At 62.7% G+C, this 15,801-nt stretch carries 17 protein-coding genes; 1 reads left to right on the top strand and 16 read right to left on the bottom strand.

Annotated elements, in window-relative coordinates; genetic code table 11:
- Positions 1 to 27 precede the first annotated feature (27 nt).
- The 12 genes from tilS to ruvC form a co-directional block, all read right to left on the bottom strand.
- Positions 28 to 1,299 carry a tRNA lysidine(34) synthetase TilS gene (tilS, locus tag ACSQ16_RS15600; RefSeq protein ID WP_243262445.1) on the bottom strand — a complete coding sequence of 424 codons (1,272 nt, stop codon included), beginning with the start codon at positions 1,297 to 1,299 and terminating at the stop codon, positions 28 to 30.
- A gap of 6 nt (positions 1,300 to 1,305) precedes the next feature.
- The gene (gene ybgF / locus ACSQ16_RS15605; RefSeq protein ID WP_243263130.1) at positions 1,306 to 2,166 is read right to left on the bottom strand and encodes a tol-pal system protein YbgF; all 861 of its coding nucleotides are present in this window, start codon (positions 2,164 to 2,166) and stop codon (positions 1,306 to 1,308) included.
- A 72-nt stretch (positions 2,167 to 2,238) separates the two neighbouring features.
- Positions 2,239 to 2,769, bottom strand: a complete 531-nt coding sequence (pal, locus tag ACSQ16_RS15610; protein WP_243262444.1) for a peptidoglycan-associated lipoprotein Pal — start codon at positions 2,767 to 2,769, stop codon at positions 2,239 to 2,241.
- A 100-nt stretch (positions 2,770 to 2,869) separates the two neighbouring features.
- Entirely contained in the window at positions 2,870 to 4,177 is a 1,308-nt protein-coding gene (tolB, locus tag ACSQ16_RS15615; protein ID WP_243263128.1) for a Tol-Pal system beta propeller repeat protein TolB, read from the bottom strand.
- Positions 4,178 to 4,217: 40 nt separating this feature from the next.
- Positions 4,218 to 5,402, bottom strand: a complete 1,185-nt coding sequence (locus ACSQ16_RS15620) for an energy transducer TonB (RefSeq protein WP_243262443.1) — start codon at positions 5,400 to 5,402, stop codon at positions 4,218 to 4,220.
- 3 nt (positions 5,403 to 5,405) lie between these two features.
- Positions 5,406 to 5,879, bottom strand: a complete 474-nt coding sequence (gene tolR / locus ACSQ16_RS15625; RefSeq protein ID WP_093926914.1) for a protein TolR — start codon at positions 5,877 to 5,879, stop codon at positions 5,406 to 5,408.
- A 3-nt stretch (positions 5,880 to 5,882) separates the two neighbouring features.
- Entirely contained in the window at positions 5,883 to 6,578 is a 696-nt protein-coding gene (tolQ, locus tag ACSQ16_RS15630) for a protein TolQ (protein ID WP_067942529.1), read from the bottom strand.
- Between the two features lie 117 nt (positions 6,579 to 6,695).
- Entirely contained in the window at positions 6,696 to 7,094 is a 399-nt protein-coding gene (locus tag ACSQ16_RS15635; protein WP_243262442.1) for a YbgC/FadM family acyl-CoA thioesterase, read from the bottom strand.
- A complete protein-coding gene (locus ACSQ16_RS15640) occupies positions 7,091 to 7,714 on the bottom strand; it encodes a hypothetical protein (RefSeq protein ID WP_243263127.1) in 624 nt (207 codons plus the stop codon). The genes ACSQ16_RS15635 and ACSQ16_RS15640 overlap by 4 nt, the downstream gene beginning before the upstream one ends.
- 30 nt (positions 7,715 to 7,744) lie before the next feature.
- On the bottom strand, positions 7,745 to 8,764 hold the full coding sequence (gene ruvB, locus ACSQ16_RS15645; protein ID WP_243262441.1) for a Holliday junction branch migration DNA helicase RuvB: 1,020 nt from the start codon (positions 8,762 to 8,764) through the stop codon (positions 7,745 to 7,747).
- A gap of 46 nt (positions 8,765 to 8,810) precedes the next feature.
- A complete protein-coding gene (gene ruvA, locus ACSQ16_RS15650; protein ID WP_243262440.1) occupies positions 8,811 to 9,488 on the bottom strand; it encodes a Holliday junction branch migration protein RuvA in 678 nt (225 codons plus the stop codon).
- A complete protein-coding gene (gene ruvC, locus ACSQ16_RS15655; RefSeq protein ID WP_093926918.1) occupies positions 9,485 to 9,991 on the bottom strand; it encodes a crossover junction endodeoxyribonuclease RuvC in 507 nt (168 codons plus the stop codon). The genes ruvA and ruvC overlap by 4 nt, the downstream gene beginning before the upstream one ends.
- Before the next feature lie 355 nt (positions 9,992 to 10,346).
- On the opposite strand from ruvC, the gene ACSQ16_RS15660 reads away from it, so the two are divergent.
- On the top strand, positions 10,347 to 10,565 hold the full coding sequence (locus ACSQ16_RS15660) for a DUF1127 domain-containing protein (RefSeq protein ID WP_243262439.1): 219 nt from the start codon (positions 10,347 to 10,349) through the stop codon (positions 10,563 to 10,565).
- A 104-nt stretch (positions 10,566 to 10,669) separates the two neighbouring features.
- Here ACSQ16_RS15660 and ACSQ16_RS15665 read toward each other — a convergent pair whose 3' ends face one another.
- The 4 genes from ACSQ16_RS15665 to ACSQ16_RS15680 all read right to left on the bottom strand — a co-directional run bounded on the left by ACSQ16_RS15665 (position 10,670) and on the right by ACSQ16_RS15680 (position 15,755).
- Positions 10,670 to 11,014: a hypothetical protein gene (locus tag ACSQ16_RS15665; RefSeq protein ID WP_243262438.1), complete on the bottom strand. Its 345-nt coding sequence runs from the start codon at positions 11,012 to 11,014 to the stop codon at positions 10,670 to 10,672.
- 110 nt (positions 11,015 to 11,124) lie between these two features.
- Positions 11,125 to 11,997, bottom strand: coding sequence for a 50S ribosomal protein L11 methyltransferase (locus tag ACSQ16_RS15670; protein ID WP_243262437.1), 873 nt, complete (start codon positions 11,995 to 11,997; stop codon positions 11,125 to 11,127).
- 82 nt (positions 11,998 to 12,079) lie between these two features.
- Positions 12,080 to 13,312: an MFS transporter gene (locus tag ACSQ16_RS15675; protein ID WP_243262436.1), complete on the bottom strand. Its 1,233-nt coding sequence runs from the start codon at positions 13,310 to 13,312 to the stop codon at positions 12,080 to 12,082.
- 253 nt (positions 13,313 to 13,565) lie between these two features.
- Positions 13,566 to 15,755, bottom strand: a complete 2,190-nt coding sequence (locus tag ACSQ16_RS15680; RefSeq protein WP_243262435.1) for a primosomal protein N' — start codon at positions 15,753 to 15,755, stop codon at positions 13,566 to 13,568.
- Between the last annotated feature and the right edge of the window lie 46 nt (positions 15,756 to 15,801).

Consider the following 15,801-nt stretch of genomic DNA (forward strand, 5'->3'; position numbering starts at 1 on the left):
ACTAAGATAGACATGATGCGCTCATGTTCAATGCGATAATGGCGTGGTTTTAAGCCAACCGGCATCGCGTTCCAGCAGCACATGCCATTTCTCGTCCAGACCAGCAAGGGGTGCTGCAAGCAGCCGCCCCCCCTGCCAGACCGCCGGGGTCGACAAAAGCATCGCACGGGGCCGCCCGAAGCTGCGCCAATCAGGACAATATGCAAGACCCTCTGGCCCCAATGCCCGCAACTCGGCCCCCTGCGGAAACACCGTTGGCGGCACCGCGCGCCAGCGCCCGTCCCACAGATGATCCGCAGGCACATGAAGATTGCGTACCGCGTTATATTCGCGAAACACCCAGATTTCACCGCGCCGGAGCAGGGTTTGGCACCCATCCAGAGTCGCGCCCTGCCCGTTTGCCAGCCCAGCAATCAGCGCCGCCACCGGCCCGCGACGCGGAGGATAGGCACCGCCACTAATCTGCCCAAGCGCGCGGATCATCAAACGACGGCGGATTTCTTCCGGCTCGGCGAAAAATGCATCGGCCCTGATCACCCAGGCCCCCGCCTCCATGCGCAGAATATTGCCAGCGGCGTGGTCGGCGTGCTGGTCGAGTGCGTCACGGGCGCGGGCCATGTTGCTTGCCACCTCAGCCAGCGTTTCAACATCAAGGCCGAGTGGGGCGAGGGCAGCTAGGGTTTGGCGGGTCTGAATGCGTGTATAACGCGGGTCATCGTTGCTGGGGTCATCAACCCATTCAAGCCCCGCGCGACGCAGATAATCGCGCAAAGCCTCGCGCCGGGCAGACAGCAGGGGTCGCAGCCATGTGACACCCTGCCGCTGGCTTTGCGGGGCCATCGCGGCTAGCCCATCCACGCCCGCCCGGCGGGCCAATCGCATCAAGACAGTCTCGGCCTGATCATCCGCCGTATGGCCAAGGGCAATGCAGGGCAAATCACGCCGCGCCGCCCAATCGGCCATCAGCGCATAGCGCGCGTGACGCGCGGCGTTTTGCAGATTGCCCTGCCCGTCCCACCCGCGCCATTGCAACGTCTCGTGGTGCAGCCCCAAATCGCCCGCGCAGCGGGCGACAAGATCTGCCTCTGCCGCTGCTTCGGGTCGCAGTCCATGATCGACTGTCACAACTTCGAGATGTGTGCCCGCAACCTTGCAGAGCCCGTGCAGAAGGGAAAGCAACGCCATGGAATCGCCCCCACCCGAAACGGCAACGCCAAGGCGGGGCGGCAGCGCGCCGCCCAGCCCTGTCAGTAGCCCCTCGGCCAATGCTGCATCAGCCAAAGCGGCAGGGGCAGTCATTGCAATTTAAGAGCAACCCAGCGTCTGACGCTGCGCTTCGGCTTGGGACACCTGCGGCGCATTGGGAAAGCGCACCGCGACCTCGGATAGGGTCACGCAGGCTTCTTGGGTCTGCTCCAAAACGCCAAGTGCACGGCCCAATTCAAACAGCGATTGCGGGGCCACTGGCCCTTCGGGATCGGTGCTGAAGGCCGCCAGATAGGCACGGGCCGCTTCGCGGTTGTCACCCAGCCCGGTCAGCGCCTCGCCGCGGCGCAATTCGGATTCGGCGGCTAGCGGACCACCGGGATAGGTCTGATTGAAGGTCGCAAAGAGATCCGCGGCGCTGCGAAAGTCACCGGATGCGAGCGCCCCCTGCGCCCGCTCGAAATCGGTCTTTTCGCTGACCGCAAGCTCTGCTTCGTTGATGGGGGTGATGATACCGCCGGAAGTGTCCGCGCCACCGCTACCGGGGGCCACCTCGACCACTTCGCGGGCCGGGTCCGTTCCGGGCGCTGCCACGGCGGGCGCTTCGCCGCCACCCAGTGTGGATGTCTCACCAAGTGCGCCCAGATCGCCGCCTTCAAGCTCAACCAGACGATATTCCAGATCACCGATCCGGTTCGTACCATCGGAAACGACCCGGTTGATACGGTTCTCCATCTCCTCGGTTTTCGATGTCAGGCGCTGCAATTCGCTTTCCATCGTGCCGACACGTTCCAGCACAGAGTTGCCGCCCGTCTCGACCGAGCCGCCGCCCGTGGTGGACAACTCGCGGCGCAGCTTTTGCACCTCGACGCTCAGCACGGTCAACTGCTGGCGGATGTCCGCCAGCGTTTGATCGTTGTCCTGCGCCATGAGCGCGGCAGGGGATGTCATCAGCCCCATTACCGCCACGAAGATATATCGCTTCAGCACATCGGCCTCCTTGGATGAGTCATTGCGTCACGGGAGCCGTGATCAGCTGGTCAGCGCGCCGCCTGCCAGCACGGTCACCGCGCGGCGGTTCTTGGCATAGCAGGCCTCTTCCGAGCAGATCTCGATCGGGCGCTCTTTGCCGTAGCTGATGGTCTTGAGACGCGAAGCCGCGATCCCGCGCGAGATCATATATTCGCGCACCGCATTGGCACGACGACCGCCAAGCGCGATGTTGTACTCACGGGTGCCCTGCTCATCAGCGTGACCTTCGATCACGGCCTGATAATCTGTATTGGTCTGCAACCAAGCAACCTGCCCATCAAGAGTGGCGCGGCCCACATCCGTCAGCGACGATTGGTCGACAAGGAACAGCACCCGATCACCCACGGCCTGCTGAAAGTAGGCGGTCGAGGTCGGATCATTCGCGCTGCCCGGCACTACGCCAGAATTGACGCCTGCGCCTGCATTCGCCCCGGCGCCGCCCATGCCATCGGCACCAAAACGGTCGGGGTTAGTACAGGCCGACACGGCCAATGCGGAAATCAAAAGCGTGCTGGTCAAAATGCGTTTCATCGGGGTCTGCCTTCTCTGTGGTGGCGTTGTTGTTGCTGGTGTTAACACAGGCGCGGCATCATTGGAATTGCCCGCGCCCGTTTGGGAGGTGTGGTAAACGTTACTTCTGCAATGGAGACCACGATGGGTCAGACCCGCCTTCAGGTGTGCGCACCGGCTTGAGGTTGCGCCCCGAAATATCGACGGAATAGAGCGAGGACGACCCGCCTGCCCCTTGGGTTTCACGGGCGAACATGATCACCCGGCCATTGGGGGCCCAAGTCGGACCCTCATCAAGGAAAGAGGCGGTCAACAGACGCTCTTCGGAGCCATCAAGACGCATCACGCCGATGTGGAAACGGCCTTTATTCTGCTTGGTGAAAGCCACCAAATCCCCACGCGGCGACCAGACGGGCGTGCCATAACGCCCTTCGCCAAAGGAAATCCGCGTCGCCTCTCCGCCGGTGGCGGGCATGACGTAAAGCTGCGGACTGCCGGAGCGGTCGCTCTCAAAGACGATTTTACTGCCATCGGGAGAGAAGCTGGGCGCGGTCTCAATCGCGGGGGTGTTGGTCAGGCGCACCGATTGGCCGCTGTTGATATCCATCGAGAAGATGTCGGTATTGCCGCCTTGGCTCAGCGAATAGACAACCGTCTGACCGCTGGGCGAGAAGCGCGGCGCGAAAGCCATGCTGCCCTCGGCGCTTTCCAAGGCACGGCGCTGCACCGACCCGATATCAAGCACATAGATGCGCGGAAAACCGCTCTCATAGCTGGTATATAGCACCCGATTGCCGTCAGGCGAAAAGCGCGGCGCCAATACGATAGAGCCGGATTCGGTCAGGTACTTCAGGTTCGCCCCGTCGTAATCCATGATCGCAAGCCGCTTTTGGCGGTCGTCCTTGGGACCGGTCTCCGAGACATAGACGACGCGGCTGTCGAAATAGCCGCCTTCGCCGGTGATCCGGCTGTAGACCGCATCGGCCACCTTATGCGCCATGCGCCGCCAGCCATCGACGGTGCCGGAAAATTGCAGACCGCCCTGCCCATTTCCATCAAGCAGTTCTTCACCGGAAAAGACATCATAGACGCGGAATTTTACGTTGACGCTGTTGCCGCTGACATTGACCGCCCCGGTGATCAGCGCTTGGGCGTTGATCGCTTTCCAATCGGCATATTCCACTGGTGCGTTAAAATCGCTGACAGTCGAGATATAGGCGCTAGCTGGGATCTCACGGAAAAGGCCTGTGCCGGTCAGGTCTTCGGACACCACACGTGCTAGGTCGACGGCCATCTGCCCTGCTTCGCCGCTCTCCGGCTGAAAGCTAGGCACGGCAAAGGGCAAGGGTTCGATTGTGGGATCGTCGATTACGATGCGCAGCGGTTGGGCGTGCGACTGGTTGGGGGCCAGCGCGAGCGTGGCCGCCATGGCGCAGAGCGCCAGTAGTCCCAGAAGTCTAGTCAGCATGTTATCGGCTCCTCATTGGGTCGAATGTCATCTCGATGTCTTGCCATTGACTGTATTTTTCCTGCGGCAGTTTGTAACCACTGCTGCCGCAACGAATGACCGCACGTTTTGCGGCTTCAAAGGCTTGTCGCGCAGCGGTGTCGCTGCCGCCGCTTGAACTCAGCAAGCGGATCGAACTGGCCACTGGCGTGCCGTCGGTGTTCATCTGCATGCCCACCACGACCGTCGTGCGCGACGCCTCTGTCGAGAGTGCGCCGATGTTCCAGCAGGCAGAGACCGCCACGCGCAGAGATTCGCGCTCACCCGAGGACAGCGGCGGGCCGCTTGGCGCGGACGCGGTTGCCTCGGGCTGCCCCAAGACTTCGCTCAGCGCATCGGCGATGGCGTCCTCGGTCGAGCTTGAGGTCGCTGGCTCCTCAGCGGGTTCAGGTGTTGGATCAGGCTCTGGCGTTGGTGCAGGTGTAGGCTCAGGCGCCGGCGTTTCAGCCGGTTCTTCCGGTGCTTCGGCCACTTCGACAGGTGCCGGGGGCGGCGGTGTTGGACGGCGGCCGGGTGGGCGCGCGGAGGCAGCCGGAGCTTTATCGGCTTCGGTCACGATCTCGGTCGTGCTGTCCTCGGGCGTTTGGGCTTCCTGCGGCTCTTCCACGACGGTTTCGGCTTCGGCCTCCGCATCTGGTGCTACGGCGGGTTGCTCATCCAGATCGGGGCGCAGTTCGGGGTCGGGCTGCTCAACCGGTTCTGGGGCCACACGCGGCGCTTCGCGCGGGCGGGCCTCTGGCGCGATCTCAGGCACCAGCACGGCGGTATCACCCACCGGCTCGTTCATTTCGGGCGGCGTGTCATCCACTTGGGTCTGCGGTGGCAACTCCAACTCCGTCACCTCGGGGGGGAGGTCCTCGGGCGGGGTTTCGGTCTGCACCGGCTCGGGTTGTTCTATCTGGGTATCGGGCTCTGCTGTTACCTCGGGGGTTTGCTCGCTCACTTCTGGCGGAGCTGGCTGCGCCACTTCGGTAGACGAAGACGGCGGCTGCTGCGCGGCCACCAGCGCGTCATATTCAGCGCCAGAGATCACGGAGACTTCGGTCATCTCAACGGGGTCAGGCTCGGGGGTGAACATCCCACCAAAGAGAAGCCAACCAATAAGACCCAGATGCCCGGCACCTGATATGTAATGCCCGGTATGCACGGCTCAGCCACCCGACGTGTCGCTGCCGTCCAACGCCGGGCCACCGATGTCGGTCACCAGACCGATGTTGGAAAAGCCGCCTGCGTTGAGCGCGCCCATGACTTCCATGACCTGCGCATAAGACACTTTGCCATCCGCGCGCAGGAACACCCGGTCGCTGGCCCGTTCTGAGGCAATCGCCCGCAGTTTGGTAATGAGTTGGTCGCGGGGCGTCTCGGTGGTTTGGATCTGCACCGCCCCCTCGGCGGTCAGGGTGACGGTCAACGGCTCTTCCTGCTCGGACGGCAGGGCCGTGGCGGCGGTTTTGGGCAGTTCCACCGGCACGCCAACGGTCAAGAGCGGAGCCGCGACCATGAAGATGATCAATAGCACCAGCATCACGTCGACGAAGGGCGTGACGTTGATCTCGGCCATCGGCTGCGCGCGACCGCGACGCCGCCCCTTGCCGCCCTGTTTTTTCATGACACCTGCGCCCATGGCTTAGCTGTCCAACTGGCGGCTGAGGATGGTGGCGAATTCGTCCGAGAAGGCCTCGTAATTGCCAAGGATGCGGTCACTGTCGGCACTGAGCTTGTTATAGAACACAACCGCCGGGATCGCGGCGAGAAGGCCGATGCCCGTTGCTAAAAGCGCCTCGGCAATACCGGGGGCGACGACGGCGAGGTTGGTGTTCTGCTGGGCCGCAATCTCGATGAACGAGTTCATGATGCCGAAAACCGTCCCGAACAGGCCGACGAAGGGCGCGGTGGAGCCCACGGTCGCCAGCACCGGCAGGCCCTTTTGCAGGCGTTCGGCCTCTTTGGAAATTGCCACATCCATGGAGCGGTCAATCCGTGCGGTGGCGCCGGGGATCAGCGCGCCATCTTCGCGGTGCGAGCGGCGCCATTCCGACATGCCAGCGGCGAAGATTTTTTCTGAGGGTCCATCCGGGTCAGCGCCGATGGTGTCAAAGAGCCCGTCTAGCGGCTCTCCTGACCAGAACGCCTGATCGAACTGCGCCGCCTCGGCGCGGGCTTTGCGGTACTGGATGGTCTTTTGAACGATGATCGACCAAGACCAGAAAGAGGCCCCGATCAGCATGATCATTACAAGTTTGACCGTGACTGTCGCCTTCGCGAACAGACCCCACAGGGAGAAATCAATCCCCTGTGCCAATGCCAGCGTCTCTGCTTCCATTTAACTATGCTCTTTTACTGCCGCCCCTTTGGGGCATTCTGCCTCTGGGCCCTATTTTCCGGCCTCTATTTGGAGCAAAGCTAACGAACTGCAACAGAGATTGCCAGAATTATGGTATCACGCTGCTGGATCGCCGTCTGACAGGCGGAGTTTCGCTGGCAAACGGGTGGGTTTTCCGGCGGTGGTCATGCAAACGGCGGTGACTTTGGCGCGAAAGATGACCTTGCCGTCGCGCAGCACGTCTTGATCGAACACCCACCGCACCGGCCCTACGGCCTGATGGGTGGTCTGCACCTCCAGCCGATCCCCGAACCGCGCAGCGCCGATGTAGTCTGCCTCAACTCGCGTGACGACAAAGACCAGCCCTTCGTCGCGCATGGCCCGTTGGTCGAGACCGATCTGTTCGACGATATCCGACCGCGCCCGTTCGATATAGCGCAGGTAGTTGGCGTAATAGACGACGCCCGCCATGTCGGTGTCTTCATAGAAAATGCGGACCGGGAAGGTATGGCTCATGACGCGACCTGTACCCGTGCCGCAAGGCGCAGCGCGTGGCTGGGGTCATGGGCGGCGGGCGGCATGATCGGGTCATAGGCGGCGCGGATTACATCCGCGATCTCGGGCCGCAGCACCAGTGCTTCATCTGCCAGTGCCAGCGGAGATTGCTCTTGAAAGGCGCCCTCGGACCAGAGCAGGATGACCTGCACCGCTTGGCTCAGCGCCAAGACTTGCGCGGACATCTCTTGCAGGCTCTCGTCCATGCGCAGGAACACGAAAGCCGCCTTGATCGCGCCGTTCTCCTCAAAGCGGAAGAAGCGGTATTGGTTCGCCCCCGCCGCCTGCAAGCGCTCGACCTGCCCTGCGAGATCCGGCACTAGCCCGTCCATGCCCGGCACGTCTAGCAACTCCGCCCAATCCGCGAAGAAGAACATCATCAGGTTGCTGCCCAACTCGGTGTCGGTCTCGGCCATTTCGTGGCCTGCGAGCTTCACTACGGCCTCCAACGCGCCCTTCACCACCGGCAGCGCGTCTTCCTCGATCCCAAAGGCCACCGGCGCGATGGGGCGGCCCCAGCGGGCAAAGGCAAACTGCCCATCGCGGCGAGTGAAAAGGGTTTCGATCTGCTCTGCGGTCATCGTCATCTGTCTTACCTTCGCTCCGGGGCGTCAGCCAAAAAGGTCGTTCTGCCCCTTGGGCGCGGCCATGCCGAGGTGGGTCCAGGCCTTGGCCGCTAACATTCTGCCGCGCGGGGTACGCTGGATCAGCCCTTGCTGCAACAGGAACGGCTCGATCACCTCCTCCAGTGCGTCACGGCTTTCCGACAGCGCGGCGGAGAGGGTTTCGATCCCCACCGGACCGCCCTGATAGTTCTCCGCGATCAGCTTGAGGTAACGGCGGTCAGCGCCATCAAGGCCCAGATGATCGACCCCAAGCCGGGTCAGGGCCATGTCAGCCAAATCACGGGTCACGCGGCCATCGCCTTCGACCACCGCAAAATCCACCACGCGCCGCAGCAGGCGGCCCGCGATGCGTGGTGTGCCGCGTGCACGTTTGGCGATCTCGCGCGCACCGCCCTCATCAGCGGGCGCACCCAGTTTGCGGGCGTTGCGGTCAACGATGATGTAGAGCTCATCCTCGGTATAGAATTGCAGCCGCGTCGGGATGCCGAAACGGTCACGCAGCGGGGTGGTCAGCAGGCCCATGCGGGTGGTGGCCCCCACGAGCGTGAAGGGCTGCAACTCGATCCGTACGGTGCGCGCGGCGGGGCCTTCACCGATCACCAGATCAAGCTCGAAATCCTCCAATGCAGGGTAAAGCACCTCCTCCACCGCCGGATTCAGACGGTGGATTTCGTCGATAAACAACACGTCGCGGGCTTCGAGGTTGGTCAGGATCGCCGCCAGATCGCCCGCCTTGGCCAGCACGGGCCCTGAGGTCATGCGAAAGCCCACACCCAACTCCCGCGCCATGATCTGCGCCAGTGTGGTTTTGCCCAGACCCGGAGGCCCGTGAAACAGCGTGTGATCCATCGCTTCACCGCGCTGGCGGGCGGATTGGATGAAGACGGCAAGGTTCGCCCGCGCCTCTGCCTGCCCGACAAATTCCGCCAGCATCTGCGGCCGCAGGGCGCGGTCGAAGTCTTCGGGCATCGGCTCGGGCCGCACGGTGGGGTCAATGTCGGTCATAGGGCCTCGTTATGGCGCAGGGCGTAGGGTTCTGCCAGAGGGGGCGTCACCCCTTGGGCGCCAACAGCTTGAGCGCCGCGCGGATCAGCGTCGGCGTGTCCGCCTCAGACATCTCGCCCGCTGCCTGCGCCACAGCGCCCGCCGCGTCACCGGGACCGTAGCCAAGGTTGCCAAGCGCCGAAAGCGCCTCGGACTGGGCCGAAGCATTCGGCGCGGCGGCTTTTGGCGCGGGGCGTGGGGTCGCGGCTTCGATCACGGTCTCATCGGCGGCGGCCTGCGCCTCGCCCAGAGCGTCGGCCACGGTGCCGGTCATCGCCATGACGCCGGGGGCCTTGTCCTTGAGATCAAGCACCACACGCTGCGCGATTTTGGGGCCGATGCCCTTAGCGGCCTTGACCGCATTCCAGTCACCCAATGCAATCGCACGGCTCACGCCATCTGGCCCGAGCGTGCCAAGGATCGCCAGAGACGCCTTGGCCCCGACCCCCTGAACCGAGGTCAGCAAACGGTGCCATTCCTTCTCCACCAGCGTCTGAAAACCAAACAGTTGCATCAGGTCTTCGCGCACCACCAGATCGGTATAAAGCGCCACAACCTCACCCACGCCCGGCAGTGCGGCCATGGTGCGGTCAGAGACATAAACGAGGTATCCAACGCCGCGTACGTCGATCAAAATATGATCGGCAGCACGGTAATCGATACGGCCGGAAAGCTTACCAATCATGCCTGTGCCCTCGCCACGGCCTGCGCCAGCGTGCTGGCCCCGCCGTGATGCGCGTGGCAAATGGCGATGGCAAGCGCGTCCGCCGCATCCGGCCCCGCAATCTCGATCCCCGGCATCTGCATCCGCACCATATGCGCCACCTGTCCTTTATCCGCGTGGCCAACACCGACGACGGTTTTCTTGACCTTATTGGGCGCATATTCACCCACCGCGAGGCCAAACTGCGCAGGCACCAACATCGCAATGCCCCGCGCCTGCCCCAGTTTCAGTGTGCCAGCCCCGTCTTTGTTTACAAAGGTCTGCTCAACCGCTGCGGCACCGGGGCGGTAGGTGGCCAGCACCCGCGTTAACTGCCCGTGCAAGGAAAGCAGCCGCGCCGCAAGGTCGTCACCTTCGGAGTGGCAGATGCCATTGGCGACATGCGCGATTCGGCTGCCAGAGACGTCGATGACCCCCCACCCCAAATTGCGCAGCCCCGGATCTATGCCGATCACCCGTATCATCTCTGCCCTCGATAAATTTGTTGCTTTTTTGGTGCACTAGCACGAAACGCGAACATCGCAAAGCCCTGATGCGTCGCAAGCGCTTTGCGACACCCGCGCTGTCGCATTTGAACCGCAGCGTCGAATTGCGCCTGTTCGTGATACAAAACCGACACCCCCTAAAAGAGATTTATCACTTATAGGCAAAGGGTTAGAGCCAATTTTGACCCATGCAAAAAATGCAGACCTCCATGTCGTTTTTGAGGGATTGCGCGATCCTGTATTCGGGCATAATTGCCAAAAATCCCGTTTTGAACATGGCGCCTTTCGGTGCGCCGCCCAGGACGCAACCGACGATCAGACATAGGACGGCACCATGGCAGCTTTCGACACCACCCGCACCGCTTACGGCTCTACATCGGCCGTCTCTCGTATTTTCAGCTTTTTCGGCGCGTTCTTTGCAGCAGTCGAAGCGTGGCAGGACAGCCGCGCCACCCGCAAGGCGCTGTCGGATCTAACCGATCTTGAGTTGCAGGATATTGGCCTGATCCGCGGCGATATCGACCTTGTGGCGCAAAACCATTTCGTACGCTGATTGCCGCACGCGCGCCCCGCGACGCAGCGCCCTGCCCGAATGCAAAAGCCGTAGCCGGATATACCCGCTACGGCTTTTTCTATTTCAGAAATAGGGCGCTGTGCTTAGCGCATCATCGGGCCGGTCAGCCCTGCCAAAGCCTCTGTTACGGGATCGATGGCCATCATCTTGGCACCAATCTGCTCTAGGTGTGAACCATTGGCCAGCCGCGACAGGCGTTCGTTATAGGTCACCGGGCCGATCGCGGCGAGGGTGAAGGCTTTGAAGCCGAAAAATACCAGAACGATCAGGTAAAGCCCCCTCATCGGGAAGCCCCGTTTGCCCCGCTTTGGCAAAACGGTAATCAACCCGTCGCGCCCGACGCGGGTGACATATCCGTGTTGCATCTTCCGATGCTTGCGCCCCAGAAGTTCAATACGTTTCGCGAATTGAGCGTGTCCTTCAGCCATCACAGCCTCCGTAGCAATTCGGCCCCCACCGTTTGCTGCCAATTTGAATAAAGACAAATTGTGGCAACAAAGGGGCAAGAAGGCCAAATGCAACGAAAATGAGGCGTGAATTATGCGTTAGTTTGCAGCGTTAATGTCGTCCAGTCACCAATACTCTCACGATGCACCAGATTGATGCCGGATCGTGCATAAACGTCGATCACCTCGTCAGCCTGCTCATTCAGGATACCGGAGAGAATCGCATAGCCCGCAGGCTGCAACGCTTCGGCCATATCAGGTGCCAAGGCGACCAGCGGCCCTTTGAGGATATTGGCAAAGACCAGATCAAAGGGCGCAGCCTCGGCCAATTGCGGGTGGTCAAAGCCTGCGGCCTCGACGCAGGTCACGCGGCCGGATAGGTTGTTGGCATCAACATTGGCCTGTGCCACTTCAACGGCGACTTCGTCGATGTCACTGGCCAATACCGGCTCTGGCCAGATCTGCGCGGCGGCCATGGCCAGCACCGCGGTTCCGCAGCCGATGTCGGCCACCTTCTTGCCATGGAACCCCTCGCCCGCCAGACGGTCCAACGCACGCAGGCAGCCCAGCGTTGTGCCGTGGTGTCCGGTGCCGAAGGCCATCGCAGCCTCAATGAGCAGCGGTTCGCAATCGTCGGGCACCTTGTCAGCGTCATGGCTGCCGTAGACGAAAAAACGCCCCGCTTCGACCGGGGCCAATTCACGGCGCACATGGGCGACCCAATCTGTTTCCGGCAGTTCGGAGACGCTGAAATCTTTCGCGCCCATCGCCTTGGCCAGCACCGCCAGTGCGGCGGCGTCCGGCTTCTCCTCGAAATAACCGCCGACTTCCCAGAGGCCCGAGCCGTCTTCCATTTCAAAAACGCCAACGCCGGTGGGTTCGGGTGTCAGCCGCTCCATCGCCTCGCCCAAGGCATAGGCGGGGTCGCGGCCCGTAAGGGTAGTGAGGGCGGTGAAAGTCGGCATGGCGCGGTCCTTTGCTACGGTGCGGTTGCGCTTCGCCTAGGGCTGTGCGCGCCTCGGGTCAAGCCATGCTGGTTTTCGCGCGCTACTCGGCGGCTTGGGGCACGGCACGTTGAAAGATCGTCTCATTCCCCGGTGCCGGGTGGCGCGGGATCAGCAGCGACAGCATCAGCGAGACCGCTGCCATCCCCGCGGCAAGGAAGAACACCGCCGCAGGCGAGACGAGCCAGAGCAGGCCCAGCCCGACCGGCAAGAACACCGCCGCGATGTGGTTGATTGTAAAGGCCACCGCCGCCGTGGGTGCGATATCTGCGGGGTCTGCGATCTTTTGGAAATAGGTCTTTAGCGCCAATGCGAGGGCAAAGAACATGTGATCCAGCACATAAAGCGTGGCCGCGATCACCACGCCCCAGCCGAGGTAATAGACGCCGCCGTAGGCAAGGAAGACGAGGATCAGCCCGACATATTCGACCGTCAGCGTCCGGCGTTCGCCGAAATGACCCACCGCGCGGCCCATCAGCGGGGCGAACAGCATATTGGCGACAAGGTTGATGAGGTAGAGCATGGTGATCTCATGCACGTCAAAACCGAAGCGTTCGACCATCATGAAGCCTGCGAAGACCACGAAAATCTGCCGCCGCGCGCCTGACATGAATTGCAGCGCGTAATAGAGCCAGTAGCGCTTGCGCAGGATCATCTTTTTGTTCTGCACCGTGGGGGCTTCGAACTGCGGATAGGCCAGCATGGCGATGATTGCGACCAGCACGGTCACCCCGCCGCCAATCATATAGACGATGTTATAGCTGAGGTTCAGCGTCTCCCACAGCGCCATGATCGCCAGGTAGGCCACCAGCGTCGCCAGTGATCCAGCCGCCATAAGCCAACCGATCATGCGCGGGGCGTCTTCGATCTTGAGCCACTGAAGTTGCAGCGACTGGTTCACCGTCTCGTAGTAGTGAAAACCGATCGAGCTGAGCATGGTGATCGTCAGGATGCCGCCCATGGAGGGGAAATAGGCGGTGATCGCCGTGGCTGCCCCCAGAAGGGTCAGCGACACCAATCCCAGCACTTGTTCACGCACGAACAGTAAAATGGCGATCACGCCGATCGCCAGAAAGCCGGGGATTTCGCGAACCGTGTGCAGCAGGCCAATGTCGGACCCGTCGAAGTCTGCAACTTCGATGACGAAGTTGTTTAGCAGCGCCGACCATGTGTTGAAGGCGATGGGCATGGCCAGCGCCATGAGGAACAGCAGAGCCACGGGGCGGCGCCAGAACGGCAGGCCTTTGGCTTCTTCGAGGGTGATATAGCGGGTCATGCGGATTTATTACGCCCGCCATGCGGGAATGGCGAGAGAAAAGGCAAACGAAGAGCCGGGCAGTGCCAGACCGGGGGCTGGCGCATATGATCTCTCAGCTGGGCAGTTTATTGCAGCAGCTCATGTGGCACATACGCAAGCCGCCACTCCGATTGCAAAAGCGCCAGGCCAGGGGCCGGTCTGGCGCTGTCCGGCGGCCTTCGGCCTTGATTCCGGGCTGTTGTGTTACCGGCAGACGTCGTGCCAGCCAGCCTCAGTAAAAACTCTGCGGATCAATATCCACCGCCAGCCGCAAATCGCCTTTCAGCCGCACCGATCCGACCCAACGGCTCAGCGCCTCTTGCAAGGCGACACTCTTATCCGCCTTGACCAACAATCGCACCCGATGCCGCCCGCGCACCCGGGCGATCGGCGCGGGCGCGGGGCCAAAAACCTGCGCCCCCACCGCCCGCAACGGCCCGTCATGCCGCGCCAGATGGTTGCCCAGATCAAACACCGCCGCCGCATCGCTGCCGCTGAGGATGATCCCTGCCATACGCCCGTAAGGCGGCACCCCGGCCTGCCGCCGCTCGCCTGCCTCGGCGGCCCAGAATTTCTCTTCCTCACCCGCCAAGATCGCCCGGATCACCGGATGCTCGGGCTGATAGGTCTGCAAAAGCGCCGCCCCCGGCGCTTCGGCCCGCCCCGCACGCCCTGCCACCTGCCGCATCAGTTGAAACGTCCGCTCCGCCGCGCGCAGATCCGACCCGGTGAGGCCGAGATCAGCATCAATCACCCCCACCAGCGTCAGCTTTGGAAAGTTGTGTCCCTTGGCGACCAGTTGCGTGCCGATGATGATATCCGCCGCCCCTTCGGCAATTCCCGCGATCTCGGCCTTGAGCGCCCGCGCCGAGCCGTACATATCCGAACTCAAGGTCGCGATCCGCGCCTCGGGCCAGAGCGCCGTGGCCTCCTCGCCCAACCGCTCCACCCCAGGGCCGATGGGCGCAAGCTTGCCTTCGACCTGACAAGACGGACAGGCTTCGGGCATCGGCTTGGTCTCACCGCACTGGTGGCAGACGAGGCGCTTGAGAAACCGATGCTCCACCATCCGCGCGTCACATTGATCACAGCCAATCTGCTCGCCACAGGCACGACAAAGCGTAATCGGCGCATAGCCGCGACGGTTGATAAACAGCATCGCCTGCTCGCCCCGCTCCAGCCGCGTATCGACCTCGCGTTTCATCTCGGCCGAGATCCACTTGTCGCCGGGCAGCCCCGCCTGTCGCATGTCAATCGCGCCCATCTGCGGCATCACCGCCGGGCCAAAGCGCGAGGTCAATTCCAGCCGCCGATATTTGCCTGCCTCGGCATTGGCCCAAGTCTCAAGGCTGGGCGTGGCACTGGCCAGCACCACTTGCGCGCCGCAGATCGAGGCCCGCAGCACGGCCATGTCGCGGGCGTTATACAGGACACCGTCTTCCTGCTTGTAGGAGGTGTCATGCTCCTCATCGACAACGATGAGCCCGAGGTTCTGGAACGGCAGGAACAGCGCCGAGCGCGCGCCGATCACCAGTTGCGCATTGCCCTCGCCCACCATGCGCCAGATGCGGCGGCGCTCGGTCATGGTGACGCCGGAATGCCACTCGGCGGGCTTGGCGCCAAAGCGCTCCTCAACGCGGTCCAAGAACTGTTCGGTCAGGGCGATCTCAGGCAGCAGCACCAATGCCTGCCGCCCGGCCTCAATCGCCGCCGCCACAGCTTCGAGATAAACCTCGGTCTTGCCCGATCCGGTAACCCCGCGCAGCAGAGTCGTGCCATAGGTCTCTGCCTTGATCCCCTCGCGCAGCACCGCCGCCGCTGTCGCTTGATCCTCGGTGAGCGCCTTGCCGGGCAGTGACGGATCAAGCCGCCGGAACGGCAGATCGCGGGGGCTTTCCTCTTCGCGCACGGCACCCTGATCGACCAAGCCTTTGACCACCGAAGAGGTCACGCCGGCCATCTCCGACAGTTCCTTCAGGGTAAACGCCAGATCGCCGTATTCCTCTAGCACCGCCATGACCCGCTGGCGCGCGTCGGTCATGCGGGTCGGCAGGCCGTCGCCCGCCCGGTAAATCTTGCGCATCGACGGCGGGTCGCCCAAGCCCGGCGCGCGGGTCGCCAGCCGCAGCATCGCGGGCAGCGGGGTCAGCGTATAGGCGGCGGACCGCAGCAAAAACTCGCGCATCTCATCGCGCATCGGCGGGGCGTCCAGCACGCGGATCACATGGCGCACCTTGTTGATGTCATAGTCTCCGGCCCCCGGCCCCCAGACCACACCCATCACCTTGCGCGGGCCCAATGGCACCTCGACAAACGCCCCCGCATGGCAGCCGCCTTCGGGCGCGCGATAGTCCAGCGCGCGGCCCAAAGGCTGGGTGGTCATCACCGACAACAACTCGCCATGATGGTAGAATTCAGCCATGTCTGCCGCATGCTCCGTGTCGCTTGGGGGAATTGAGGCTTTAAGC

Source organism: Sulfitobacter sp. SH24, assembly GCF_965641895.1.
Taxonomy (GTDB): Bacteria; Pseudomonadota; Alphaproteobacteria; order Rhodobacterales; family Rhodobacteraceae; genus Sulfitobacter; species Sulfitobacter dubius.